The sequence below is a fragment of the Caballeronia sp. KNU42 genome (assembly GCF_053760385.1).
The window spans coordinates 2415718-2440164 of the sequence record NZ_CM132389.1 but is presented as its reverse complement, the minus strand read 5'-3'; the positions used below and the strand labels follow the sequence as shown (position 1 = coordinate 2440164).

Here is a 24447-nt window from a genome sequence, read left to right as displayed (position 1 = left end):
CCCTGTACAAATGGTGACGGTCCACGTCCCCGGCATGAAGGACCGCCGTGATGCCCCTGCGCTTCACTCCTCCTGTGGCGTCAACTTGTCCTGAGTCCTGGTGTCGAAATCCGCGGCGTCATGGCGCTCGTGCAGTTGACTGGATGGCTCGCCAAAAACGCGGTTAACCATCCGCCCACGCCGCACGGCCGCGCGTTCGCCGATCGCATCAGCCCAGCGCTGAACATGCTGATAGTCCTGCACCGCCAGGAACTCTGCCGCCTCGTAGAGCCAACCCTTTGCCAAGCCACCATACCAAGGCCAGATCGCCATGTCGGCTATGGTGTACTCGCTGCCGGCCACGTATTCGTTGCCGGCGAGCTGCTTATCGAGCACATCGAGCTGACGCTTCGTTTCCATCGCGAACCGATCGATCGCATATTCAATCTTCGTCGGCGCGTAAGCATAGAAATGGCCGAAGCCCCCGCCCAGATAGGGCGCGCTGCCCATCTGCCAGAATAACCATGACAGGCATTCGGCGCGCGCGCTGGGCTCCGTCGGCAGGAAAGCGCCAAATTTTTCGGCAAGGTATAGCAAAATCGCACCGGACTCGAAGACCCGGACCGGCTTCGGGCCGCTTCGATCCAAGAGCGCTGGGATCTTGGAGTTCGGGTTCGCTTCGACGAAGCCGCTACCGAACTGCTCACCGTCGCCAATCCTGATCAGCCAGGCATCGTATTGCGCGCCGCTATGGCCGAGTGCCAGCAATTCCTCCAGCATCGTCGTGACCTTCACGCCGTTCGGTGTCGCCAGCGAGTAAAGCTGGAGAGGATGGAGGCCCACCGGCAGGTCCTTGTCGTGGGTCGGCCCCGACGTCGGGCGGTTGATGTTCGCGAAGCGGCCGCCATCGGATTTATTCCATGTCCAAACCTTCGGCGGCACGTAGTCAGACGAATCGGTCATGCTCACAGCTCCTTGTGTTTCAGTCCTTGTGTTTCAGTCCTTGGGTCTTAGTCCCTGTGCCTCAGTCCTTCTGCCTCAGGAAAAAGGCAGTGCGCAGCGAGAGTAACAAAATGGCGCAAAGCATGCCGAAACCCCCTTTCATCCTTAAGTGCGGTCTCAACACGATCACGCCGTCATCCGGGTCGATACTTCCCGTTTTTCCCCCGACCAGATAACCTCGCATTGACGCTCCTAGTCGAATGAGCCCCGCCAAACGACACGGTGAAGCCAATGAATGACGACCCGCAAAGCTCCATGGACCATGGTGGGAATTTTCGTCGGGGCATCTTGCGGCCTGTAGAGGCAGTTGGCCGTTGGCTCGACCGGGTCGATCCCGGTACGCACCGTCGCATCAAGGGCTTGCGGCTCGTGACGGCGTACGGCATCGCGGCCGCGCTCGGGACGCTGCAGGATATTGCGCACAGTGTGCCCAGCAGCGTATCGCTGGGTTACCTCGCTGGCAGCTTCGCGCTCTGGGCGAGCGTGTCCGAGGGAAAAACGACGCGCGCCGAGTCGAGCCGTGATCTCCTGCTGCTGAGTTTTGCGGCCGCACTTGGCGCGATCCTGTTCGTGCTTTTCCTCCGGCCATTGCAGCTTGCCGGGCGGGCAGGTCCGGAGCTGATTCTTGTGACCGGCGCATTCCTGGTCGGCTATTTGAAGCGATTCGGGGTGCTGGGCGCCGGAATCGGGTCGCAAATATATATTGGGGAGTTGCTCGCCTACGGCGCCCGGCTGACGGCCGCCGACCTGGGGGCCATTGGGATTGCCGCGTTGATCGCCGCACTGGCGGCGATCGTGCCACGCGTGCTAAGCGGGCCCGCGGAGCGCCCCGTCCAGATAGCAGCGCTCGCGGCCGGCACGGCATCGGGTTCGCGGAGATGCTCGCCGGAGTTCTTCATGGGGTGCCAGGCGGCCGCCGGCGCGTTGATCATCGTGGCCCTGAACGGCTTGATCGGCCTGGACGAATCTGCCTGGGCCATCACTGCATGCACGTACGTCGTCGCGGGGTCGGCGAGCGGCACCAAACAACGCGTGCGTCGCCGCATTATTGGCACATTGATCGGCGTTCCGTTAGGCCTTGCCTGTCTGCCTGTCGCCGAGCATGCACCGCTGCTGATCTGGGCTGTGGCTGCACTCGCCATGGTCGTCTATACGATGGCATTGCCGGAGCGCTATGACATCGCCTGCGCGGCGTTCGCTTTTACGTTGATCGTCACGCTGGCGGCAAGTGGTGTGCATTCAATCCCCCTGCTCGCGGCACGCGCCTGGGAGACGCTACTCGGCGGGGCAATCGGCCTCGCGGCAGCCATGTTCGTTTTCCCGCTCCGATCCCCTGGCCCCGGCGAATAGATTGCATCGAGGCCAAAGTTATCTGCAAATGAATTGTTGCGACGCAACAATTATCGGCCTATGCTGTAGCCGAGCGACGGCGACTTGACGGCTCATGCCGGTCGCAGAAACCTTACTAAAGTGCAGGCACGGTATGCACATCGCGTATCGGAACCTGAACGTCTTCCAACTCGGCGGGGTTGAAACCGGTGATCACAACGAGCGCAGACGGAACCGATGCCGGTTCACCGCCTTGTCTTGTTTGTTGATCAACATGGTTATGACGAAGCGGCAGTTTTTTCCTGCATGAACCCTGATTCACACACCAAATTTCCGATTTGGCTCATTCATTGACTGTGGTTGATATCTTTATTAGGTATCCGTATCAGGCAGACCGACCCTGGAGCACTTCATGCCTTACTCGACTTTCTCGCCGTCTCTCAGTGAACTTTCCAGGAACTGGATGCGCCTTTTCACCGAGACCTGCGAAATGCTCGGCGCGACCGCACAAGTCGTTAAAGTTCGCACCACTCGCATGGCGATGGCAGGGCCGCTCCCCAACGAGCGGGACCGGGTCGAATTCAGCCTGATGAGCCAGGAAAAGAGCGAGGCGGCGTCCGAGTCAATCCAGGCGATGGGTTCAGGATTCGTCAATCTGGGCATGGCGCTGGCAACCGATACCAGCAAACATATCTGGGCTACGTCTGCCGCGGCCTCATCCTTGGGGTCGAGCCAATCCCTGACACAATGGCTTGAACGCCAGGCAGCGCTGTTGAAGATCGCAGCAGCATCTCCGGCCAATCCGTTACAGCTGGCCAACTCGACCGCGCGTGTGGTCCAGGAGAGTCTCGCACCCATCTACGACCGTGCGACCGCAAATGCCAAGCGTCTAGGTGTGCTTTGACAGCCGCCGTTCTAGGCGAACCACTTCGTGACGCGCCTCCGCAGGCTCGCGATCACAGCGCCGAGACTTTCCCGAAGATCCAATGCAAATTGGACGGTGTGTCGGAAACCATGCTGTGGACGCTCTACGACCGTGCGTGCGAAGCGCGCCGCCCTGACGGTATTCTCAATGACCCCGACAGCGTGCGCATCTGCAATGCCATCGACTACGATTTCGTGCGTCGTTTTGGAGAACCCGTCGGTTCGTTTGCCGCACGGGCGGCCAGGATAGACCAATTGTTGACACGATGGCTCGAACGGCATCCGGACGGCCTGGTCGTATCGCTCGGTGAAGGCCTCGAAACGCAGGCTCATCGCGTGGACAACGGGCGGATGCATTGGATCACGGTCGACCTGCCGGCTGCAATCGAACTGCGTCAGCACTTTCTTCCAGCGACCAGACGCTTTCGTCACGTCGCCGCGAGCGTGGTCGAGCCAGGCTGGATCGAAGGGATCGAAGCGAACCCGGATGTATTCATCGTTGTTCAGGGCCTCTTCATGTATCTGGAGCCGGAAGCGGTGCGACGCTTGTTTATCAGGATCGTCGAGCGTTTCCCGGGCGCCGAGATTGCATTCGACGTCATTCCGCGGTGGTTTTCCCAGCTCACCCAATGGGGCGTCATGCAAACGCCGCACTATCGCCTGCCTCCTATGCCCTGGGGCATTAACAGCGATGAGATCGCGGCGCGCCTGCGCAGCTGGTCATCAGCCATAGCGACCTTGAGCGTGCTCGAGTACCGGGCTCCCCGTGGCTGGCAAAAGATGACGGAGGACCTGTTCCTGATGAATCCGCTGGCAAAGGGTCGCTTGCCTTGCCTGGTACATGCAAGGGTTGGGAATCAATAATCGTTCGCCTGGCAATTGATGCTGCAAGCGGCGAACGTACATTCGGGCGTACATTCATTACTTCTTTGAGCAGCGCGATGAAAGACAAAATTGTCGCCGCTGAGAAGTGATCGAAACACGAGAGCCGGCAGAACTCATGCGACTCGCCAACTCGCGCATACTGGAGGGCGATCAGCCGGCAGGTGAAACGCGCCGGTTCGCACCGCGATTGCATGTTGCCAGCAGCACGTCCACTGATTCGGCCCAGGACCGGCTAAGGGTCTGAAGAAACAAGGTGAATACTCATGAAAGCATCCGACCTGTTCGTCAAGGCACTTGAGAATGAAGGCGTCGATCGCATTTTCGCCGTGCCCGGCGAAGAGAATCTTGACGTCGTCGAGTCGCTGCGGCGCTCCAGCATCCAGCTGATCCTGACCCGCCATGAACAGTCTGCAGCCTTCATGGCGGCGACCCACGGCCGCCTGACAGGAAGGCCGGGCGTCTGCATGGCGACGCTCGGCCCCGGCGCGCTGAACCTGGTGACCGGCGCCGCTTACGCGCATCTTGGCGCCATGCCGATGGTGCTCATTACCGGGCAGAAACCCATCATGACGGCGAACCAGGCGCGCTTCCAGATAGTCGACATTGTCGCCACGATGAAACCACTGACCAAGGCGTCCCGGCAGATCGTCAGCGGGAGCAGTATTCCCACCGTGGTGCGCGAAGCGTTCCGGCTGGCTGCGGAGGAGCGGCCCGGTCCGGTCCATCTCGAGTTGCCGGAAGACGTGGCCGCCGTCGAGGTGAGCGACGACATAGCGCTCGTTCCGCTGCATCCCGTTGAACTTCCGGTGGCGCAAGAGGCCGCCATTGAACGGGCGGCATCTTTGCTCATGAAAGCCGAGCGTCCGCTGGTCATGTTCGGCGCCGCCAGCAACCGGCCGCGGCTGGTGGGTCAATTAACCGAGTTCATCCGGTCCACCGGTATCCCGTTCTTCAACACCCAGATGGGCAAGGGCACCGTTGCCGCCGTCGGCCATGACGAGGCCAGCGAACTCTGGATGGGAACGGCCGCGCTGAGCGCGCGCGACTACTTGCACGAGGCGATCGACCGCGCCGACCTGATCCTCGCGATCGGGCACGACACCGTCGAAAAACCACCGTTCATCATGGGGCCGAAAGGGCCCAAGGTCATTCATGTGGGTTATACGCCAGCGCACGTCGAACAGGTGTTCTTCCCGCATGCCGAAGTGGTGGGAGACCTCGGCCTGAGTCTCGCGCGGCTTGCCGATCACGTTCAAGGCAAGCTTCCGAACGCGGCTGCACTGGCGCCGCTGCGCGAAGGCATCTTGAGACGCACGCTGGACCGGGCGCAGGAGTCACGCTTCCCGCTGACGCCGCAGCGCATCGTCCACGACGTGCGCGAGGTCATGCCGGTCGACGGCATCGTCGCACTCGATAACGGCATGTACAAGATCTGGTTCGCGCGCTGCTACCGCACACGCAACGCCAACACGCTGCTGCTCGACAACGCATTGGCGACGATGGGCGCCGGCCTGCCGTCGGCCATGATGGCGGCCCTGCTCTACCCTGCCCGGCGCGTGATGGCGGTATGCGGCGACGGCGGCTTCATGATGAACTCGCAGGAGCTCGAAACCGCCGTCCGGCTGAAGCTTAACCTCGTTGTACTGATCATCCAGGACGACGCGTACGGCATGATCCGATGGAAACAGGCCGTCGACAACTTCGCGGACTGGGGTCTCACTTTCGGCAACCCCGATTTCGTCAAGTATGCGGATGCGTACGGGGCCAAGGGACGGCGAGTCGAGTCGGCCGATGCGCTGGCGCCGACACTTGAAGCGGCGTTTCGCGAAGGCGGCGTGCAGTTGGTCATCGTTCCGGTCGACTACTCGGAGAACACCCGCGTACTCGTCGATGAACTCAAGAACCGCGTGATGGATGCCGCATAGCGAAGATCGCGGATCTACAGGAACGCGAGGAGTCCTGTTGCCGATAGTGCTGAGCCGCCCGATCCCATAGGCGGCGGCTCGGTTTGCCCGAGCGCATCCGGATCCGGCGTTCAGACAATGTCTTCCCGGCCGGGAGAGACGCTCAGTGCAGCGCCGAGCGCCCGCCCGCGCCGTCTTTTTGTGCTGCTGCTTCCTCCGGGCTCTCGTAGATATAAGAGGAAACACCCCGCTCACTCAACGCGCTACCCAGCTTCATTTTCAGGAAGCTGCTGGTCGTGTATCGCGTCACCGCCGAATAGAACTGACTCACCAGCCTGGAAACCATCTTCGAATAGTCGGCGATGATCTCGGGGCGAATGGTGAAATTGTCGTAGTTGACGATAGCGTGTGGACGCGACAGAACACGGCTCAGCCGCGACTCAACCTCGGCGTATATCGCATCGACGTCATCGAGAGTCACCACGTCCAGCCCTTCAAAGTTGATGAAGAACATATTCTTTTCGGTGTCGAGGCTAAAGCGCTCGCTCAATTTCAGCCGGAGCAGAACGCTGCGCAAGCCCATCGGCGTACCAAGGAAAATGCGTTCGTCCATGAGTCGCGGCGGCGCCTTGATGACGGGGGTGAATCCCATCTGGGAGACGATGTCGCGTTGCACATCCACACCCGGTGCGACTTCAATCAGCTCAAGTCCGTCCTGACTGAGCGAAAAAACACAGCGCTCGGTGATGTACAACACGGGCTGCCCGCGCTCACGCGCATACTGACCGCTGAACGTCCGATGCTCTACTGCATCAACAAATTTTCTGCACGTACCGTCCTGGCGAATGATAAGGCGGCCATCCTTTATCTCTACATCCACCTTCCCCGCGTTGAATGTCCCGACGAATACGACCTTCTTGGCGCTCTGGCTGATATTGATGAACCCGCCTGCTCCCGCGAGCTTCGGACCGAACTTGCTGACATTGAGATTGCCTTCGCGGTCCGCCTGGGCGAGCCCGAGAAAAGCGATGTCGAGGCCGCCACCGTCATAGAAATCGAATTGATATGGCTGGTCGATAATCGCCTGGGTGTTCGTCGCAGCGCCGAAATTGAGACCTCCGGCAGGGATGCCGCCAATGACGCCGGGCTCGGTCGTCATCGTGAAGAGGTCGATTACCTGCTCTTCATTGGCCACACTTGCGATGCCTTCGGGCATCCCGATACCGAGATTGACCACGCTGTTGGCCATCAATTCGAACGCTGCCCTGCGGGCAATGACCTTCCTCTCGTTCATCGGCATCGCCGCGACGGAGCTCGCCGCTACGCGAAGCTCGCTTGAAAACGCGGCGCTGTAGGGTTCGGCGAAGGTTTGCCAGTGGTTCGATGGTTGCGCCAGAACCACGCAGTCGACCATGATTCCCGGGATCTTGACCTGCCGCGGGTTCAGCGTGTTCGTGTCGGCGATCCGCTCGACCTGCGCGATGACGATGCCGCCAGAGTTCCGCGCCGCCATCGCAATGGACAGCGCCTCAAGCGTCAATGCCTCCTTTTCCATCGTCAGATTGCCGCTCGCGTCGGCGGTCGTCCCACGCACGATTGCGACATTGACTGGAAACGTTTTGTAGAGGAGGCAGTCTTTCCCGTTGACTGAAATCAGGCTGACCAGGTCTTCAGTGGTGCGGGAGTTGAGCTTTCCTCCGCCGTGACGCGGGTCGACGAACGTGCCCAGGCCAATGGTCGAAAGATGCGCTGGACGATGCGCGGCGATGTCCCGGAACATCTGGGAGATGACGCCCTGCGGCAAGTTATAAGCCTCGATCAGGCCATCTATCGCCAGGCGCTGCAGCCCGGGCACCAGACCCCAGTGACCGCCGACGACCCGGCGAACCAGGCCAACGTGCGCCAGATGATTCAAGCCCTTGGACTTGCCGTCTCCTTGCCCTCCGGCATACACAAGCGTCAGGTCTCGCGGAAAATCGCCGGTCGACTTGTTCTCCTCGAGGTAGAGCGCTTCGAGCGCGATCGCTATTTCCTCGGCAAAACCAATGCCGACGAAACCTCCCGTCGCGACCGTATCGCCGGGTCTGATCAGCCGTACGGCTTCACGGGCGGATACCACCTTGCCGCGCTCCGAACTGCGCGGCGACGATAGAAACGGGTGCTGGAAGCCTGCGCTCATGATGTCTCCTCGATCAGCGGCGAGCGAACGAACCCCGGGCAAACAAAGCTGCGAGCGGACATTGTGCGCCGCTCCCTCCTTTGCCAAAGTCCGAGATAACCCTAGCGGCCAGGAGGCGGACATCCGGGAATCCGCTCCGGGCGGCTCAAACCGGGCCGCACGTCAGCTTGACGGCAGGCCCGTTTCGGCCGGCCGCTTGCCTTCCATGAGTGATTGAGGTGACGTTGGACTGACACGGCCAGCTGCCGCGATACGCGCGGCAGTGGCTGCGTTCAGGAAATGATTGCGGGTGCGGGGCTTGACCACCGGCCCGAGCATCCGCACGAAACCGCGCGGAATGTGATTGGTTTTTGTGCCGGCTTGCGCTATTCCAGCCCGAGCAGCGCGAGGTAACGCGTCAAGTCTCCCTCGGTGCGAACGATCTCGCGCATCAGGTTCGCGAGTGGCATTTGTCCCCACGAGACGGCTCGTTTGAGCAGATACGGCGTGGGACTATGCGGCTCGTTTTCCTCCAGATAACGTGCGACGATTTCAATCAGCTGGTAGGCGTGCGCACGGTTCTCGATACGGGCCGGCAATGCCGCCACAGCCGCATTGCGCCCCTGTGCCGCCTCGCGTTGGGAATCGCCGGCGAGCACCTCAAATCCCAATGGCCCGCCGTGTTCCGCAGACGCAAACCCCTCTGCAACCGACGGCAAATGCGTGAGCTTGTCCTGCCCGCCACCAAGCGGCGTCCGCTGAATCTGCGGTAGCGCGTGCTCGCCAAGCAGGCTGGTCGTCGCACGCGCGAGGCGCGCCAACGCGTCGCTCACGCGCGAAAGATTCGGACCATCGTCGTGCAGCCGTTCGTCGACCAGGCCGGTCAGCGAGCGCCAGGCGCCGAGCGCGCCGTCCAGTTGCTGATGCAATGATCGGAGGCTCTCAAGGTTGCGCCCTTTGTTCAGATTCTGCGCGAGCAGATCGCGCGTTAAGACGCCACTGCCGGCATCGTCATCGGCAAGCTGCAGAACCCGCTGCCAGTCGTCGAGATTAACGTCGGACGGTTCACGCCCCTCGATGGTCATCAACGGCACATGCAACGACAGCATCAACGAAAAGGCATCGTTCATCCAGACGAACGGCGCGATCCGCGCGTCCACGTCGTCGTGCTCGATCTGCGGCCATGCGTGGTCCCAATAGCGCTCGACCAGAGCGGCCAGCAGCCGCGTCCCGGCAACAAAGCCGTCGATCCGGTGCAGACGCGTCCACGCTTCGCACAGCCATGCGGCCAGCTGAAAATCCTTGCTGCGGTTGCCTAGCGCGTCACTGCATAACGCCGCGACCGTCTTCCAGTCGGCCTTGACCAGCGGGCGCTCCCATTCACCCATCGGCAGCGTTGCATCGTCCTGATGCCGGGCATCGCGAATCCGCTGGTAGAGCGCGTCGTAGCGCAGCGAAATGCCCGCGCCGCCCTCGCCGCCTTCTACCGGTGCAAGCAGCGAATTGAGGTCGACGCCAAACGCCGTCGGTGCAAAATCCAGCGCGGAGTCCAGCGCGGAGTCCATTGTGTCAGCCAGTTTCATAACGCGGTCCAGTCCGGCGCGCGCGCCGGGAAACTGCCAGGCCACGGCAGTGGGGTTTTCTTGCCGGCAGGCATCAGCGTGAGGCGCAGGAACACGCTGCCCCGCGCCTGCTTCGGCAACAGGGCGAGGTCGGCCGGGCTTGTGGTAACAAGCGGGAAATCAAAGCTCAGCAATTGCGACGCGCTGTCGCCTCTCAGGCTCGCATCCGGCACGCGCTGCCGCCCGATGAACGACAGCAACGCCCAAGGGTCGGCGAATTGCCAGGTAAGCGTGTGCCCGTCGGTGGACAGTGCGCGCTGCTGCGGGTCGCTTGCCGCCGCGAGCGGCGAGTCTTTCGCAAAGCGCAGCACCAGCGTGACCGGCGTGCCGTAATCCCAGTGAAGCGCGTGCGGAGCGTCGTGCAACGACAGGCTCTGCGAACCGATCGACAAGGTCCAGTCGATCACCTGGTTCGCAGCCACTTCAGCGCCGCGATTGGCGCGGAATTCGACGCCTACGTCGTAACCGGTCGGCGCACCATCGTCAGCGGGATAAAGCGGCGCGAGCAGCGTCCTGACCTGATCGAAATTGTCGATGAACTGGCGCACCGAGGTGTTCGTCAACGACGTCTGCGTGCCCGCCCCCGTGCGCGTGGCGCGGAACGTGTCCGACACCGCCGCGTAACGCTTGAGCACCTGACCAAGCTCGCCGAAATCCGCCGGTGTGGCGTCGCCCCGGTTCACGACGTGAATCAGCATGGAGCCGCTGAAGGGTTGCCGCCCCGCGACGTTCTGGTTGAACGCCGTCGCGAAGCTGTCCCACTGCTGCCGCAAGTCATACACGTAGTTCTGGCTGCAACGCGTCAGCAGGCTATCGTAGAGACGCGCATGCAACGCCGCAAAGTAGTCATCGGCTCCGTTCGCGGCAGGCCGGCCGGCAAACTTAGCCATGCAACTGCCCGCACCCGGGTCGGCCGCGGCTGTTGCTACAAACTGCTCGAGTCGCAGCAGGCTGCTGTTCGGATTTTTCAGGCGATACCGTTCGAGATCGCGCACGATCGCCTGCCAGCGCTGCGCGAGCGGCGACGCCGCATCGGCTTCATTGAGCGCGGCCAGATAGGTGGACGCCTGCTTGCCGAGCGCGAGCGCACGAGCCGATTGCTGGTCGAGATACACCGCGAGCGCGCCGGCATCGGGAACGCCGAACGCCACCAGCACGGGAGAGCGGCTACTGCCGGCGTGGTCGTACACGACGCTTTCGCGAGTCGCGTACAACTCGGACTGCGTGAGCGCATCGTCGACGAGTTTCAGATGGGCCGATGCATCGCGCGACATCACGCTGTCCAGATCTTCGACCTGAGCCGAGGCATTCATCTCCGCCAGCAACGATTCGATCCTGACGAGGCGCGCGCGCGACGCATCGAACGCGGCGCTGTCCGTGTCGCCTTGCGTTTGAGTAACGGTCGCAGCGCCCGCGGTCTGATCGAGGATCAACTGTGCGAACTGCGTGTCGAGCGCCTGCTCGATCGCCGGCCGCGTTGCCGCCGGCAAGCTCGCGAGACCATCGGTCATGAAGCGCTTGTGCACGTCGCCCAGCGTCAGCGCCTGGTCGAGTTGCGCACGATCCCAGACGATCGTCGAGCCTTCAGCGAGATCGGGCAGCGTGCGGCCTCGCGGCGCCGTCATGAACGGCTGGCCCAGCAGATTGGACAGGCCATCGCGCAGCGCAAGCCGTGTCGGCGAGACCGCATAGCGCGCGTCCTTGTCGAGCCAGACGAGGCCGGCGTCGGGTGCGTCGAAACGCAGTGCGAGTTCGCTGCGAAACGCCTGGAACGCGGTGTCGTCACGCTCACGAATACGCGCCACGAGATCGGGTCCGAGCAGACGGTTCTGTGCCGCATGCGCGAGGGTGCGTTCATAGACCGGCCCAGGCGTGAATTGCGGCTGGCGCAGCCAGCCACCGTTGCCCGACGCCAATAGTTCGCGCTGCGAATCGATACCCGCCACGATCGCACGATAGTTGTTGGTCAGCTGCGTGAAATCCGCCGCGCCTGCGCTACCCACCGACAGGTTGTTCAGATGCTCGGTGACCGAACGCTCCGCGGCGAGCAACGCATTGTTGGTGAACAGGCCGCTGTCGACCTGTTGCGCGCCCTTGTCGAACGTGCAGCGCAGCGCCTGCTGGATGACCGGCAAACTGACGCCGCCCACGGGGTTGGCCGCAAAATTCGTCGCGTAGTTGGTCGCACCGCGTCCGGCGGGATCGCGATAGAAGTAAGGCAAGGTGCCGGCCACGCTCCCTTGAAGTTCGGCGCCAAGCGCATAGCGCACCACCAGCCGCAACGCGTCGGCATTGTCCGGCGACGGTGTCTGCAAGCGCTGCAGCGCCTGCAACGCGGCGTCGAGCTGATCGACCGAGCCTACATACTGCTGCAACGCGCGCACTTGCGGCGCGTTGTCGACAGAGAGGCTCGACGCGCCGCGCACGTCGCTGCGCGCCGCTGCCGGCGCCGTGCAGTCGTCGTTGACGATCAACTGCCCGGTGCTCGGATCGCGGCTTTCGCCGGTCAACTGGCTCACGCGCAAGAACATCTCACGCTCCAGCGCAGTCACCGCGATTTCACCGAATTCGCGCTCGAAGCGCTCTTTCACGTGGGCGTTCAGGTCGTCGACCACACTCCACGAGCCCGGCATGAACACGGTCCACGCGCTGTCGGTTCTCAGATGCTGGTTGAGCGCGATCAGCGAGAGCGCCTTGCGCCGATACCAATCCGCCGGAAGGTCCTGAGCCTGCTGCGCGGCCGCGGCACGCTCCTGCGCATCCCTGCGCAGCGAGCCGAGCGCGGTAACCAGTTCGCCGTTGCGATGGCTCAGTTGAACGGTCGCAACAACCAGCCCGAGACCCCAGCCTCCGAGCAACGCGATGCCACCCCAACGCAACGCCCGGCTCAGCACCGGCCGCGCCAGGTATTGCGAGCGCGACGGCCGCGTCAGGCCGTACTCCAGGAAGATTTTCTTTTCGAACAAATCGCGCAGGAACGCGGGCTGCAGCATCAGGTCGTTAAGCGAGCCGCCCGGTTCGCGGCGGCCCATGGGCGAACCGCCACCGGCCGGCTGCAACGCTGAATCGCCCGCGTCGTAGACGGCCACACCGCCCATCGCCAGGTCCTCACTGAATGCAGGCGATGCAAGCGCATCGCGCTTCACCGCAGCTTCGTCGCCCTGCCCCACGCTCCATTGCGCGAATTCGCTGCTGTCGCCGGTCAGGTAGATGCCGCGGAAGAAGAACGGCTCGTGGTAGGCGCTCGCGCGCAGCAGTTCATCCACGTAGCGCTGCAGTTGCGCGCTCATCGCCTCGATCCGCGACGGCAACAGCAGGAACTGGCGCGCGTCCATCTGCCCGGCATCGAGCGCGAACAGTTCCGCGCTCGCATCGGAAACCGAACGCATGATGCTGTGCATCGCGGTATCGACCCAATCCGACGAATACGTGGTGGACAAGTCATACGGCGACGACCAGCCGAGCATGCTCGCGCGCAACGCTTCCGGCAATGCGCGGGCAAACGGGGCGAAGCCCGTCAACGCCTCGCAGCCGGTGACCACGACGTACACCGCGAAGCGCATCGCAAAGCGGTTCTGCGCGAGCCACAGGCGCCGATGCGCAAGCTTCGCATGACGAACCAGTTCGAGTTGCGCGTCGGTATCGTCTGCAAGCAGGGTTGCAGCCGGTACGGTGATGACCACCGAGTCGAACGGCCGCTGCTGCCTATAGTTCCGGCACAGGCCGAGAAACTCGTCCCAGGGTTTCTCATCGCCGTCGTCTTCCGGGGAACCCAGGTACGCCGCCTTGATATCGACAACAATGCCGCGATCGAAGAAATGCCACGAGATCCCTTGCGTGGCAGCCGGGCTGGCCGCCTCAGCGCTCAACACGCTCGCGACGCCGGACTGCGCGATCGGCAGCGGGCGCGGATCGTCGCCTTCGTTGAGGATCATGATCCACGGAATGTTGTAGCGCTCGGCACGCGACGCAATATTCCCTTCGATCAGTTCAACCGCCTGGCGAAACGCGCTGCGCAGTGAATCCGAGCGCAGGCGGACGATCTTGCGATCCGGGGCCGGCTTGCTTTGCGCGCCATGCAACGCGAAGTACAGCACGGCGCCGAGCACGACGCATACCACCAGCGTCAGCACTCCGATGGACAACAGGAACAGATTGCTCGTCAGCATGCTCGCGCTCCCGCAACCCTGGTCAGCTTGAGTGAGTTCACTGGCTCACCCCCGTCACCGGATCGGCATATAAAGCTTCGCGCACCGGCCATGATTGCCACAGCCAGAGCACTTCGGAAATCGCCAGCAACGACACCAGCGCGAGCAGAAAAATGACTGTCCAGCGACTGACGGTCGGCAGCTTGCGGGGCGCCACGTGCGACAGCGTGTTCGCGTACGCCGGCTCGGCCAGCACGCGGTCGCGGCCGCCCAGGTCCGCGCGGCGCTGATAGACGAACTCGTAGAGTTCCTCGCGGTAGCTGCGCAGCCGAGGGGCCGCATCGGCATCGCGAAAGCGGCCCTGAAAACCCATCGCGAGCGCGAACAGGTAAAGCCGCGCGACGTGACGGCGCGACGGTTCGCGGTCCGACAGCAGTTGCTCGATGCGGCGGAACACCAGGTCGCCTGCGACGTTAGTGCGAAACAGCGTCGATTCAAGCAGGTACGCGGTCCAGCGCTCGCGGCCGGTCCACGGCGTATTGAGCAGGATTTCATCGGCGAGCACGGTCTTCAGATAACGCGCATCGGCGACGTTTTCCATTTCGAAGCGTGTGGTGTCGCGCCTTGATTGCAGCGTCTGTACCTCGAGCAGATTCAGAAGATGACGGCTCAGGCCCTGAGCGGCGACATCCGGATCGGTGCCGGGCACTTCGGAAAAGCGCGCCTGCGCCTTGACGAGCTCATCGAGGAAAACCCGGAACTGTTCAGTCACGAGGTCGTCTTCTTCGGGTTCAAGCGGTCGATTGCGTGCCATGCTCAGCGTACCTTCATCGTTGCTTTCATCTTCACTGTCTCGGCGGGCTTCAGCCCTTCACGAACAGCAGCATTTCCTGCGGCCGTTGCGCGCTCGCGCCTTCATTCGGATTCCCGATCACCAGCGGCTCCGTGGCATGCACGAGCGCCGCTTCAGCGTCGATCTCGAACAGCAGGTAGCCGGAGCCCGAGCGGATCCCAAGCTCTTCCGCATAATCGACGCCGCGTCGCGTGGCGCCCAGTACTCGGCGCGCCCGCAGCGACGCATACACGGATTGCGAACCGATCACCGCACCGTCCATCCAAGCAAGCAGGTCACGCTCGGACTGGCCGCGCAGGCCTACGACGAGACGCTCACCAACCCAGTCCGGCTGCAAGCCGATTTCGAACGCGCCATGGCGGAAATCGAACTTGTGTTCGCGGTAGTCCTCGCTGACTTCGGACACCGCTTCGCGCAGTGAACGCAACAACGGCGTGAACACCGCCAGCGGATCTGCGTGGTCGTAATCAGGGGGCACCGGGGGCAGGCCTCCGGGCTTGATCGTGGCAAGCGCTCCGCTTAACGACGCCAGCGACCAGAACAGCGCGAGCGGATGCAGATGCGGCGTGCGCAGCACCGCTTCTGCAAGCGGCAACGCGCTCAGCAGGCTGCGCAGGCGATCCTTCAATTCCAATTGAGTCAGGCGGTCGTCCACCTTCGACGACGGATTCGCCGTCTGCCGCGCGACGAAGGCCGCCTTGCCGCGCAACTGTCCGAGCAACGAAGCAACCGCGGTCCACAACGGATTGTCGCGGGCTATTTCGAGCAGCGGCGGCAGACAGTCGCCGAGCCGCACCACCTCGTTGTCGCGATACACCGAGCCGAGCCGCACATGCACATGCATTCCTGAAGGCGGTTCGCCCGCGGTAATCGCGAGATTCGGCAGGAGACGCGGGATATCGGCAGGCGGCGCATCGGACACTTCGTCTTCGACCGGCACGCCAGCGCTCGAACGGAAGCGCTTCACCTGCGCATCGCGGCGCATGGTTGCGGCGACCGGCAGCACGAGATAGAAATCGAGCGGCCCCTTCGCCAACTGCTCGGCAAACGGCTCCAGCGACAGTTCGAGCCGCCCGTGCTGGCTCGACTCGGCCGCATAGGACACCGCCGTGCCGTCGGGCATGATCGCGTCGAGTTCGAGAATCCGCACGAGTCCGGTCGGCAACAGGCCGTTATCGAACACCAGGCGCCGCACGCCCCAGCTGAATGGCGCGGCGGCCAGGGTCTGCCACGCCACGAGCGAATCGACCCGCGCAGCCATCAACTGAAAGTGCTGCGGGGACAGCAGCATGCCCTCGTACCATTCGATGCGATCGGTGACCGGGTTAGCCATGGTTGTTCCTCCACACGCCGCATTCGTTCGCGAGTCGGTGTGCATCCGCCAGGTTGGCGGCGTCATCTTTTAATTGGCGCTCACACGCTGTCATTTCGTATCCGCGACTGAAAAACTATTGCTGTCCAGCTGCACGACGAGGCGGCCGCTGAACTTTTGTATCCGGACGCGATGCGCGCCGGGGTCGGGGTAATTGGCAAACACAAAAGCCGCGACGACACGCGGACCGGTGAATGCATCGTCGGAGAGGTCGACCCGCTGGCCGGGCACCAACTCCCAGCTGCGGTAACGCAGGCTTTTCGGGAACGTACTGAGCAGATCGGCGCGCCCGGCGAACCATTTCGATGCGGGCAGCTCGGCGATCCGTGCGAGCATCGCTTCGTCACTCACCAGCACCACGTCTACCGCCAGCGGGCTGTTGTTGTTCATGTCGTCGCTGGCGCTCAGCGTGACCTGCGACCACGACGCTTTCTCTCCGCTCAAACCCATCATGCCGCAGCCAGCAAGTATGCAAGCGCAGCCGATTGCCACCAACAGGCGAGCGCCGCGACGCGACATGCAGCGCACACCATCGCTCATCGACCAGTTCGTCATCTCGCTCCAACTCCAATGCCCATCAATACGATCAGCGACGCCGCCACCGCCGCGCAGCCTACCGCCAGCACGAGTTGCGCACGCGTGAACTCGAAGCGCAGCACCTGTGCGAGCTGGGGACCGCCATGCTGATGCCCATCGGCAAACTGGGTCCGCTCGGAAGGCAATCCTGCCGACACGAGCGCAATCACCGTGCACACCGATAACAGGCTCAGCACGTTGCGCGGCCCTTCGCAGATAAGATCGATGGTGACGAACAGCACGCCGGCGGCTTCCACCGGCAGGTGCAGGAACGACAGCACGACGCCCGTATAACCGACTGTCGCCACGCCGTTTTGCCCTGCGGAGATAAATGAGGCCAACGCGGCAGCAGCGGCGATCATCGCGATGTCGCCGGCATCGAGCGGCCGCTCATACAGGTTCGCGACGAACACCGTCGCCAGCGCGAAGTAGAGTGCGGAGCCGGCCCGCACGAACACCGAGCCGAACGGCACCACCAGTTCGACAATGCCGCGGCTGAAGCCCAGCCCCGCGCTCATCGCTTCGATGGTGTGCGGGATCGGCGCGGTCGCGCTGCCCGATGTGAGGCCTACCAGCAGCGGCGCCTTCAGGCCTTTGATCACGTGCCCCAGCGGCTGGCTGCTGCGCGTTGTGATCATCGCCAGGGCGAAGCCGCCAAGCAACACGGTGACCAGCAGGAAGCACAGCAGGAAACCGCCCATGGCGCTGAGCGTGGCGCGCTCCGTATGCGATGTGAGATGCGCGGCCATGCCGAACGCCAGCACGGGAATCAGCAGGTTCGCATGCGCGATGATGACTTCGAGCGTCCTGTACACGCCCTCGAACACGCTGTTCAACATGTTCGACTGATCGCGTGAAAGCGTGGCGAACGCCATGCCGAAGAGGATCGTGCCGGTCAGGATGCCGAGCGAGCGGCCTTCGGCGAGCACCCGGTAGAAATTGTCTGGAAACAGGTCATGCACGCCATAGGCGCCCACGCCCGACGCAGCGTGCGCCGCCTGGCCGAGCAGCGTGACGCGCACTTCCCCGCCATCGCCCGCGCTTTTGAGGACGAGTCCGCCAAGCTGTTCATGCGCTGCGATGGAGAGATGCTGCCCCGGCATCATGAGCACGCCGGCCAGCGTGCCGCCGATAGCGCACAGCACGACCAGGCCGACAGCCAGACCGACGATGGTGCCGGTGCGCATGGCCGGCCTCGGCAACGCCAGCACCTGGCGCAATCCGAAGAACGTCGCCACCACCAGCAGCGGCACAGCGGCCATGTTGACGACCGACAGATACATCTCGCCGATGAAATACGCGAATGCGCCGGCCGGCGCGGCGAACACGCCGCACAGGCCGCCCACCGCGAGGCACAGCAGCAAGCCCAGGGTGCTCTGCGAGAGCGTCTGCAAAGTCTTCATTGCGGCCGGTTCCAGCCGCGCGCGACTGCGAACGATACCGTGGCGCGCGCCAGCTCCAGGGAACTGTCGATCAACGTCAGCGGTGAATCCGGCAGATGCCGTGCGGCCAGTGGAATCTCCGTGCAACCCATCACCGCCACGCGCACATCCTGTGCGGCCAGCTTGTCGAGCACCAATGCCAGATGCCCGGCGGCATGCTTGAGTGCGCCAGCCTTGACCTCATGGATGCACGCGGCGATCTGCAGTTGCATGTTCGCGTCCGGCACCACGGGCTCGATGCCGCGCGCGGCCAACGCCGCCTGGTAAAAGCCGGACACCAGCGTGCCGCCGGTGCCGAGCACAGCCACGCGCCGCACCGAATCGGGCACTGCGGCGACGCAGGCATCGGCGATGTGGAGCACCGGCGCGTCGCTGCGCGCCAGCATCTGCGCATACCAGTGATGAGCGGAATTGCACGGGATCGTGACGAGTCCCACGCCGTTGCGGTTCAGCAGGTCGATACCCTCCAGCAGACCGTCGAGACAATCCTCGCCGTCGCCGAGAATGGCGCGCGAGCGGTCCGCGACGTGCGGCAGATTGGCGACCAGCATCGGCAGATGCTGCTGGTCGCAGGACGCGTCGGTGAGCTGCACGACCTTCGCCATGAAGTCGACCGTCGCGAGAGGTCCCATGCCGCCGAGAATTCCGATGAGTGCCATCGATGGTCCTAGATTTTCAGCGGACGCGGACAGATCAGCGTCACCGCGGCTGCGTTGCCGATCACGAGGATCAGCGTGCGCAGCATGTCGCACAACGGATCGACCGCGAGGAACAGGATGAACGCGGCTTCAAACGGCAGCCGCAGGTACGCGCACGTCATGCCCACCAGCGACACCGTGACGAGCCCGGTCATGCCCGCCGATGCAAACCCCGCCAGCACCGATGCAAGCAGCACCGTGGCCAGCTCGACGATGCCAAGCGCGTGCCCATACAGTTGCGCGATGAAGAGCGTGGCGCACACGTAATAGACCATCGGTCCGACACGCAGCAGCGAGATGGTGAGCGGCACCAGCAACTCGACGCGTGAACGTGCAAAGCCCAGTCCGTCGACGAGGCTTTCGATCATGCTCGGCATGCATGCCGCGCTATTGCGGGTCGCAAGTGCGAGTGCAAACGGCGCGCGCAACTCGTCCAGCGTCTTGCCGAGACTATGGCTCGAACGTTTCCAAATGATCGCGGTCGCGAGCAGCAGCAACAATACGGACGCGATGAAAAACGCGATGACGAAGTGCAGCATCGCGTGCAGCGGTCCCACGCCCGACTTGCCGAGCTGGGCGGCGCTCATGCAAATCAGGATCAGCGGCAGCGGATAGCTGAGCCAGTGCATCAATCTCTGGCAGGCGTGATAGATGGTTTCGAGCGACTGGCTGAGGCCGGCCGAAATGCGCTCGGGCACACGCCCGACCGCAAGACCGAACAGCAGTGCGAACACCAGCGCCTTGAGCGCGTCACCGTTCGCGAGCGCCGCGAAGATGTTGGTCGGCACGAGGCTCGTTAGCACGTCGGAGAAACTGAGCGACGGTTGCGCGACATCGGCGCCATACAGGCTCATCACGGTGTCGCTGGAGGTGCTGTCGCTGCCGACCATCAGGCCGAACGTCTGCATGGTCGCGCTCGACAGGTTCTTGCCGGGATGAAGCACCAGCAACACGATCGCGCCGACCACCGCCACGGTCGCCGAAGCGCACAGGAACACCGTCACCACCCGAACCAACAGGCGCGAGGTGCCGCCGTCGCGGAACAGGCGCTGCAAGCTGAAGATGACCGCCGAGATCATGAACGGCAAGGTCGTCATCTTCAGCAAGTCGACATAGATATCGCCGATGAAGCCAAGTTTCTGCGCCTCGACGGGCAACAGCAAGCCGAGCGTGCCACCGATCGCGAGGCTGCCGATCACCACCCACGGGTTCAGGGCGAATGCATAGATCCTGCTGGAATTCATGGTCTGCTCTCTCGCGTATGTGTGTGCTTATCGTGTGCTTATCAGTCGTTAGTGGCTTGCAGGACCGTGCTGACATCGAACTTGGTGCTGCGCTCCGCCAGGAACTGGTTGATGAACGCGAGCAATGTCGGCTCGGAAACGTTCACACCGATTGCGAGCGTGTCTTCCAGGTCCTGCAGCGTGACGACACGAAGCCGCAGCGACGCGGTCGGGTCCAGCTTCAGCACACGCTTCACCTCGAACTCGTCGCGATAAGCCGCCGTTACTTCGCCCATATTCAGCGCGCGGAGCACCGACTCCCAGGTCGGATAACTGTGTACCTGCGCCTTCGGAAAATTGGTGACGACATAACTGGCGTACGACGAATTGGCGACTACGCCGATCGAGCCATCGTACGAACGGATCACTTCCGGTACCCCCCGGCCATGCGCGAGCTGCGCAAACTTCACACGATTGAGCAGCAGCGAACGCTTCAGGCTCAGGTAAGGCGTGCTGAAACTGATCACCTGCGCGCGCGGCAGCGTGCGCGACAACTTACTAACGGCCAGATCCGCCTGGCCTTTAGCGAGAAGGCTCACAACGTCATCGAAAGTCTTTGCATCGCGATTGAAGCGCACCTTCACGCCGAGCTTTTTGGCGATGTCGCCGGCGAGGGTGATGTCGAGTCCGGTCAGCTGGCCAAAGCGTTCTTCGAAGAACGGCGGCTGGTCGACACCCAGCACTGCGACCACCAGCTCCCCCCGTTCGATGATGCGTGCGAACTCAGGCGCGAGCAGCCGGCCGTCAGGCATCTGGACCAAGCCCGTGGATGTCACCGGCAAGGCGGCCGGGGCCGTGGCTGAGGCAGCGGCGGCAGGCGCGGCAGCAGGTGCCGGCCGATTGCTCGCGGCATCTGCGGGCAACGCGGCCAGCGTGACAATGGCCGCGAGCAGCATGCCGCCCGTAAAACGTGCTGCCTGCGCACGCTGGTCGAGGGTCCGGGTAAACCTTGAAAAGATACGAAGCAGAGACGACATGAAAAGCACCAGTCTTAGAGAGTCGAAGAAGCGGGAACCGCGGCGAGGTCATTTGCACCTTGCGCTGCCGGCTGCGGCGGGACAGTGTCGGTGGAGACCACCGAGTGAGCGGACGACGTCATGGCAGCGTCGGCCGGCGGCGTCGTGTTAAACCGCGCGCCGATCTCGATGCCCAGTACAAACAGCAGGACACAGAGCAACAACGCGCAGGCCGCGGCGATGGTCACCATGCGTGATGTCATCGAAAAAACGTATTGCTGCATGGGGGTTTATCCTCAAGGAACCATAGTGGTGAACTGTGCGGGCGCGACGATCTGGATCACGCCGCCCCACGAGCACATCAGCTTCGACGAGTTCTGCAGTGCCGGCTGTCCACCGATCAGTACGGTTGGAGACCCCGGCACCCACGGCGCGGCCGTGACCGGCAGGCAAGGCATGGGCGTCAGCACACCGAGCGCGGCGGCGGTTGCGGCGGCGACCATCGGATTGCCCATGCACATGCAGGTGCCGAAGGGCATCACGTTGACCATTGGCAGGTGATCCATCACGGTTGCCGCCGGCGCGCCGGACAGCACGGCGTTCAGCGGCAGCACGCCGAGCGTTCCGGGCGCCGCGCCGAAGCTGCATTGCAGCGTGGTCCCTGCTGTGACCTGAATGCCCACGTCTAGCCCCTCACCCATTTTTCAAAATGCTTGACCAGCCGCGGCGCGCCCGGCGAGCTTCCCGCTGCCGGGGCTGCGTCGACGCTGCGCCATTCGCCTTGCGGCTTGCCCTGCTGGAAGACACGCTCTTCGAATACGCTGCCGTCGGGCGCGTAGCGACGCACGGTCCCATGCAGCAGATTCGCCCGGTAAGGCGACGACTGAACCAGCGCGCCGTCGCGTGCGTATTCGCGCGTTTCGCCTTCGAGCACTCCATGCCGATAGTTCATGCGCCGGACGATGACGCCGTCGGTCATGAACAACGCCTCACGATCGAGCTTGCCTGCCTCATATGTCATCCGCGACGTGACGAGTCCCGATGGCGCATAAGACACGCTCTCGCCGTGCAGTACGCCTTGTACGTAGTGCTGACGCGCGGCGAGGCAGCCGTCCTGATAGACCGTCACCACGCCATGGACCTTGCCGTTCAGGTAATGCGCGTGTTGCAGCGGCGCGCCTTGCTCGTCGAACGAGCGCAGCGGTCCGTTCAATGCACCGTGCGCATAGTTGGCCTGCAGGAGCATGGTGCCGTCGGCCGCATAGCGCGTGCTCTCGCCATGCGGCACGCCAGCCATCAACGACGCGCGGCCGACCACGCGCCCCGCTTCGTCGCGTTCTTCGACGATCTGCGTGACTTCATCTGACGATGAAGCGTCAGGCGTGGCGGCCGGCGGTGACAGGAAAGTTTCGATCGCTTGCCTCAATTCAGTTTGACCAGCCCGCCTTTGAGCGCGAGCATGCCGCCACCGTCGACGGTTTGCGTCGCCGATGCCTTGTGTGAAATCGTCATTCCTTCGCTGCTGAGGGTCGTGCCCGCCTTGCTTGCGTGCGTCGTGCCGCCTTCGCTGGCCAGCGACGTGCCCGCCTTGATGCTGATCGACCCCGTGACGTCGATCACCAGGTTGCCGGTGACCTTGAGCGTGTAATTGCCGCTGACGTTTTGCGTGAACGCGGCATGGTTGGTGTGCGTCTCATCGCCGGTCACATCCAGCGTGCGCGTGCCCTTGACGGTGTGCGTTTCCTTGCCGGTCTGCACGTCGATCGTGCGGTCGCCCTTCTGGATGACATGCGATTCGGCGCCGGCGATCACGGTCGTGGTCAGCGCATTCTCGATGGCGACGTTCATGTCTTTCTGCGCGTGGAAATACAGCTCTTCGGAATCGAGCTTGTCTTCCATGCGGATTTCGTTGCCGGCGGTGCCGCCCTTCGATGAGCGCGAGCGCATCACGCTTTGCGTCTGCATCGAAGGCAGCGCGACGGGTGTCGCGTTCTCGCCGTTATAGACACTGCCGGTCACGAGCGGCCGGTCGGGGTCGCCATCGACGTAACTCACGACCACTTCCTGCCCGATGCGCGGCAGGAACAGATGCCCCCATCCCTGGCCCGCCGATGATTGCGATACGCGCACCCAGCACGAGCTGTTTTCATCTGCACCGGCGCTGCCGTCCCAGTAGAACTTCAGCTTCACGCGGCCGTTTGAATCGGTCCAGATTTCTTCCCCCGATGAACCGACCACTTTCGCTGTATGCGTGCCGGCGACGAGCGGACGCGGCGTCGTGAGCGGCGCGCGAAACGGCACCGATTCCGGAAACACGTTGAACTCGTTACTGTAGGTATCGTTCGACGCGGTGTGCGTGACGGCGCGCACCACATACGACACATTCAGCGCGCTGTTCACATGCCCGCTCAACGTGAACGACGTGCCTGCCGTCAGCGCGTAGCAGTAACCTGCGCCGCGACCGGTCTGCTGCTGGACGGTTTGCGCGGCGAGCCGGACAGAAGACTTCCGCGTGCCTTCCGCGCTGGTCGCGTACTTGCCGGGAAACGTATAGCGCCGCCCGGTAGGCACGGAAGCGCTCGCGCTCGACGATGCCGTCGAACTGGCCGCGGTGAGATAGTCGTAATCGGCAAGCACGTGTTCACCGGACACAATGTCCTGCGTCATCGCGAACTCAGCGACTCGTTCGGCGCGCGGCGCCACGCTGCTGTCGGGCGAAAAATACAGCGTGGTCTGGCCGACTTCATGCGCCGATGCGCTGTCGGCGAGCACCATGGTGTGAGCGCCATTGGCGAAGGTGAAGAAGTAGAAGATGCCCTCTTCTTCCATCAGCCTCGAGATGAAATCGAACGCGCTTTCGTCGTACTGCACGCAGTACTCACGCACCGCATAGTCGCCGCTGATACGCAAATCGAGCGGCACCTGAAAAGTGCCGAGCACCGCCTTGATGATATCGAGCGCACTCTGGTTCTGATAAATCATCCGGTCCTGACCAAGCGTCAGCAACCACAAGCGCGGCGCCAGTTCCGCCGAGTAGAAGCCGTACTGCGAGTTCGCGCCCGTATGCGCGAAGCGCTTCACGATCCCGTTGAAGTAACGCGCCGTGCCGACCTGATCCTTGACCGTTACCGTCACACCCTTGCCGATGATCGTCTGTGCATCCAGCGCCTTGTTCGTCGAGTGCATCCGCAAGTCGAAATGAAACGGCTCGGAGATCGCCTCGCGACCGCCGAACCCATCGAGCAGCAGCACATCGGCACCGAACGGCGTCGCGACCGACACAAAGCAGTCAGCCTGGCTGGGCACAGTCGACATG

19 protein-coding genes are annotated in these 24447 nt (G+C 63.1%); 4 read left to right on the top strand and 15 right to left on the bottom strand.

Annotation, left to right across the window (positions count from 1 at the left end; all coding sequences use genetic code 11):
- Positions 1 to 63: 63 nt before the first annotated feature.
- A complete protein-coding gene (gene yghU, locus ACSOSP_RS30215) occupies positions 64 to 942 on the bottom strand; it encodes a glutathione-dependent disulfide-bond oxidoreductase (protein WP_455312190.1) in 879 nt (292 codons plus the stop codon).
- A gap of 270 nt (positions 943 to 1212) precedes the next feature.
- Between yghU and ACSOSP_RS30210 the strand changes: the two genes are divergently transcribed.
- The 4 genes from ACSOSP_RS30210 to ACSOSP_RS30195 all read left to right on the top strand — a co-directional run bounded on the left by ACSOSP_RS30210 (position 1213) and on the right by ACSOSP_RS30195 (position 6044).
- Positions 1213 to 2331, top strand: coding sequence for an FUSC family protein (locus ACSOSP_RS30210; protein ID WP_455312188.1), 1119 nt, complete (start codon positions 1213 to 1215; stop codon positions 2329 to 2331).
- Positions 2332 to 2722: 391 nt separating this feature from the next.
- Positions 2723 to 3214, top strand: a complete 492-nt coding sequence (locus ACSOSP_RS30205) for a polyhydroxyalkanoate granule-associated phasin (RefSeq protein ID WP_455312186.1) — start codon at positions 2723 to 2725, stop codon at positions 3212 to 3214.
- Positions 3215 to 3324: 110 nt separating this feature from the next.
- Positions 3325 to 4098 (top strand): class I SAM-dependent methyltransferase, encoded by a 774-nt coding sequence (locus ACSOSP_RS30200; RefSeq protein ID WP_455312185.1) that lies wholly within the window; start codon positions 3325 to 3327, stop codon positions 4096 to 4098.
- Between the two features lie 284 nt (positions 4099 to 4382).
- Entirely contained in the window at positions 4383 to 6044 is a 1662-nt protein-coding gene (locus ACSOSP_RS30195) for an acetolactate synthase large subunit (RefSeq protein ID WP_455312184.1), read from the top strand.
- Between the two features lie 142 nt (positions 6045 to 6186).
- On the opposite strand, the gene ACSOSP_RS30190 is transcribed toward ACSOSP_RS30195, so the two are convergent.
- The 14 genes from ACSOSP_RS30190 to tssI all read right to left on the bottom strand — a co-directional run bounded on the left by ACSOSP_RS30190 (position 6187) and on the right by tssI (position 24446).
- The gene (locus tag ACSOSP_RS30190) at positions 6187 to 8202 is read right to left on the bottom strand and encodes an acyl CoA:acetate/3-ketoacid CoA transferase (protein ID WP_455312182.1); all 2016 of its coding nucleotides are present in this window, start codon (positions 8200 to 8202) and stop codon (positions 6187 to 6189) included.
- 365 nt (positions 8203 to 8567) lie between these two features.
- A complete protein-coding gene (gene tssA / locus ACSOSP_RS30185; RefSeq protein WP_455312181.1) occupies positions 8568 to 9764 on the bottom strand; it encodes a type VI secretion system protein TssA in 1197 nt (398 codons plus the stop codon).
- Positions 9761 to 13972, bottom strand: a complete 4212-nt coding sequence (locus tag ACSOSP_RS30180; protein WP_455312180.1) for a type VI secretion protein IcmF/TssM N-terminal domain-containing protein — start codon at positions 13970 to 13972, stop codon at positions 9761 to 9763. The genes tssA and ACSOSP_RS30180 overlap by 4 nt, the downstream gene beginning before the upstream one ends.
- Positions 13973 to 14009: 37 nt before the next feature.
- Positions 14010 to 14765: a DotU family type IV/VI secretion system protein gene (locus ACSOSP_RS30175; protein WP_455312178.1), complete on the bottom strand. Its 756-nt coding sequence runs from the start codon at positions 14763 to 14765 to the stop codon at positions 14010 to 14012.
- 49 nt (positions 14766 to 14814) lie between these two features.
- Positions 14815 to 16137 carry a type VI secretion system baseplate subunit TssK gene (gene tssK / locus ACSOSP_RS30170; protein WP_455312177.1) on the bottom strand — a complete coding sequence of 441 codons (1323 nt, stop codon included), beginning with the start codon at positions 16135 to 16137 and terminating at the stop codon, positions 14815 to 14817.
- A 90-nt stretch (positions 16138 to 16227) separates the two neighbouring features.
- Entirely contained in the window at positions 16228 to 16566 is a 339-nt protein-coding gene (locus ACSOSP_RS30165; RefSeq protein WP_455312176.1) for a hypothetical protein, read from the bottom strand.
- Between the two features lie 161 nt (positions 16567 to 16727).
- A complete protein-coding gene (locus tag ACSOSP_RS30160; RefSeq protein WP_455312175.1) occupies positions 16728 to 18155 on the bottom strand; it encodes a dicarboxylate/amino acid:cation symporter in 1428 nt (475 codons plus the stop codon).
- The gene (locus tag ACSOSP_RS30155; RefSeq protein ID WP_455312173.1) at positions 18152 to 18853 is read right to left on the bottom strand and encodes an aspartate/glutamate racemase family protein; all 702 of its coding nucleotides are present in this window, start codon (positions 18851 to 18853) and stop codon (positions 18152 to 18154) included. The genes ACSOSP_RS30160 and ACSOSP_RS30155 overlap by 4 nt, the downstream gene beginning before the upstream one ends.
- 8 nt (positions 18854 to 18861) lie before the next feature.
- On the bottom strand, positions 18862 to 20136 hold the full coding sequence (locus ACSOSP_RS30150) for a dicarboxylate/amino acid:cation symporter (RefSeq protein ID WP_455312171.1): 1275 nt from the start codon (positions 20134 to 20136) through the stop codon (positions 18862 to 18864).
- A 41-nt stretch (positions 20137 to 20177) separates the two neighbouring features.
- Complete coding sequence (locus tag ACSOSP_RS30145) at positions 20178 to 21152, bottom strand: transporter substrate-binding domain-containing protein (protein ID WP_455312170.1); 975 nt, start codon at positions 21150 to 21152, stop codon at positions 20178 to 20180.
- Between the two features lie 14 nt (positions 21153 to 21166).
- Positions 21167 to 21415, bottom strand: coding sequence for a hypothetical protein (locus ACSOSP_RS30140; RefSeq protein WP_455312169.1), 249 nt, complete (start codon positions 21413 to 21415; stop codon positions 21167 to 21169).
- Between the two features lie 12 nt (positions 21416 to 21427).
- On the bottom strand, positions 21428 to 21814 hold the full coding sequence (locus ACSOSP_RS30135; protein WP_031362887.1) for a DUF4280 domain-containing protein: 387 nt from the start codon (positions 21812 to 21814) through the stop codon (positions 21428 to 21430).
- A gap of 2 nt (positions 21815 to 21816) precedes the next feature.
- Complete coding sequence (locus ACSOSP_RS30130; protein ID WP_455312167.1) at positions 21817 to 22557, bottom strand: toxin-antitoxin system YwqK family antitoxin; 741 nt, start codon at positions 22555 to 22557, stop codon at positions 21817 to 21819.
- The gene (gene tssI, locus ACSOSP_RS30125; RefSeq protein WP_455312165.1) at positions 22554 to 24446 is read right to left on the bottom strand and encodes a type VI secretion system tip protein TssI/VgrG; all 1893 of its coding nucleotides are present in this window, start codon (positions 24444 to 24446) and stop codon (positions 22554 to 22556) included. The genes ACSOSP_RS30130 and tssI overlap by 4 nt, the downstream gene beginning before the upstream one ends.
- Position 24447 lies beyond the last annotated feature (1 nt).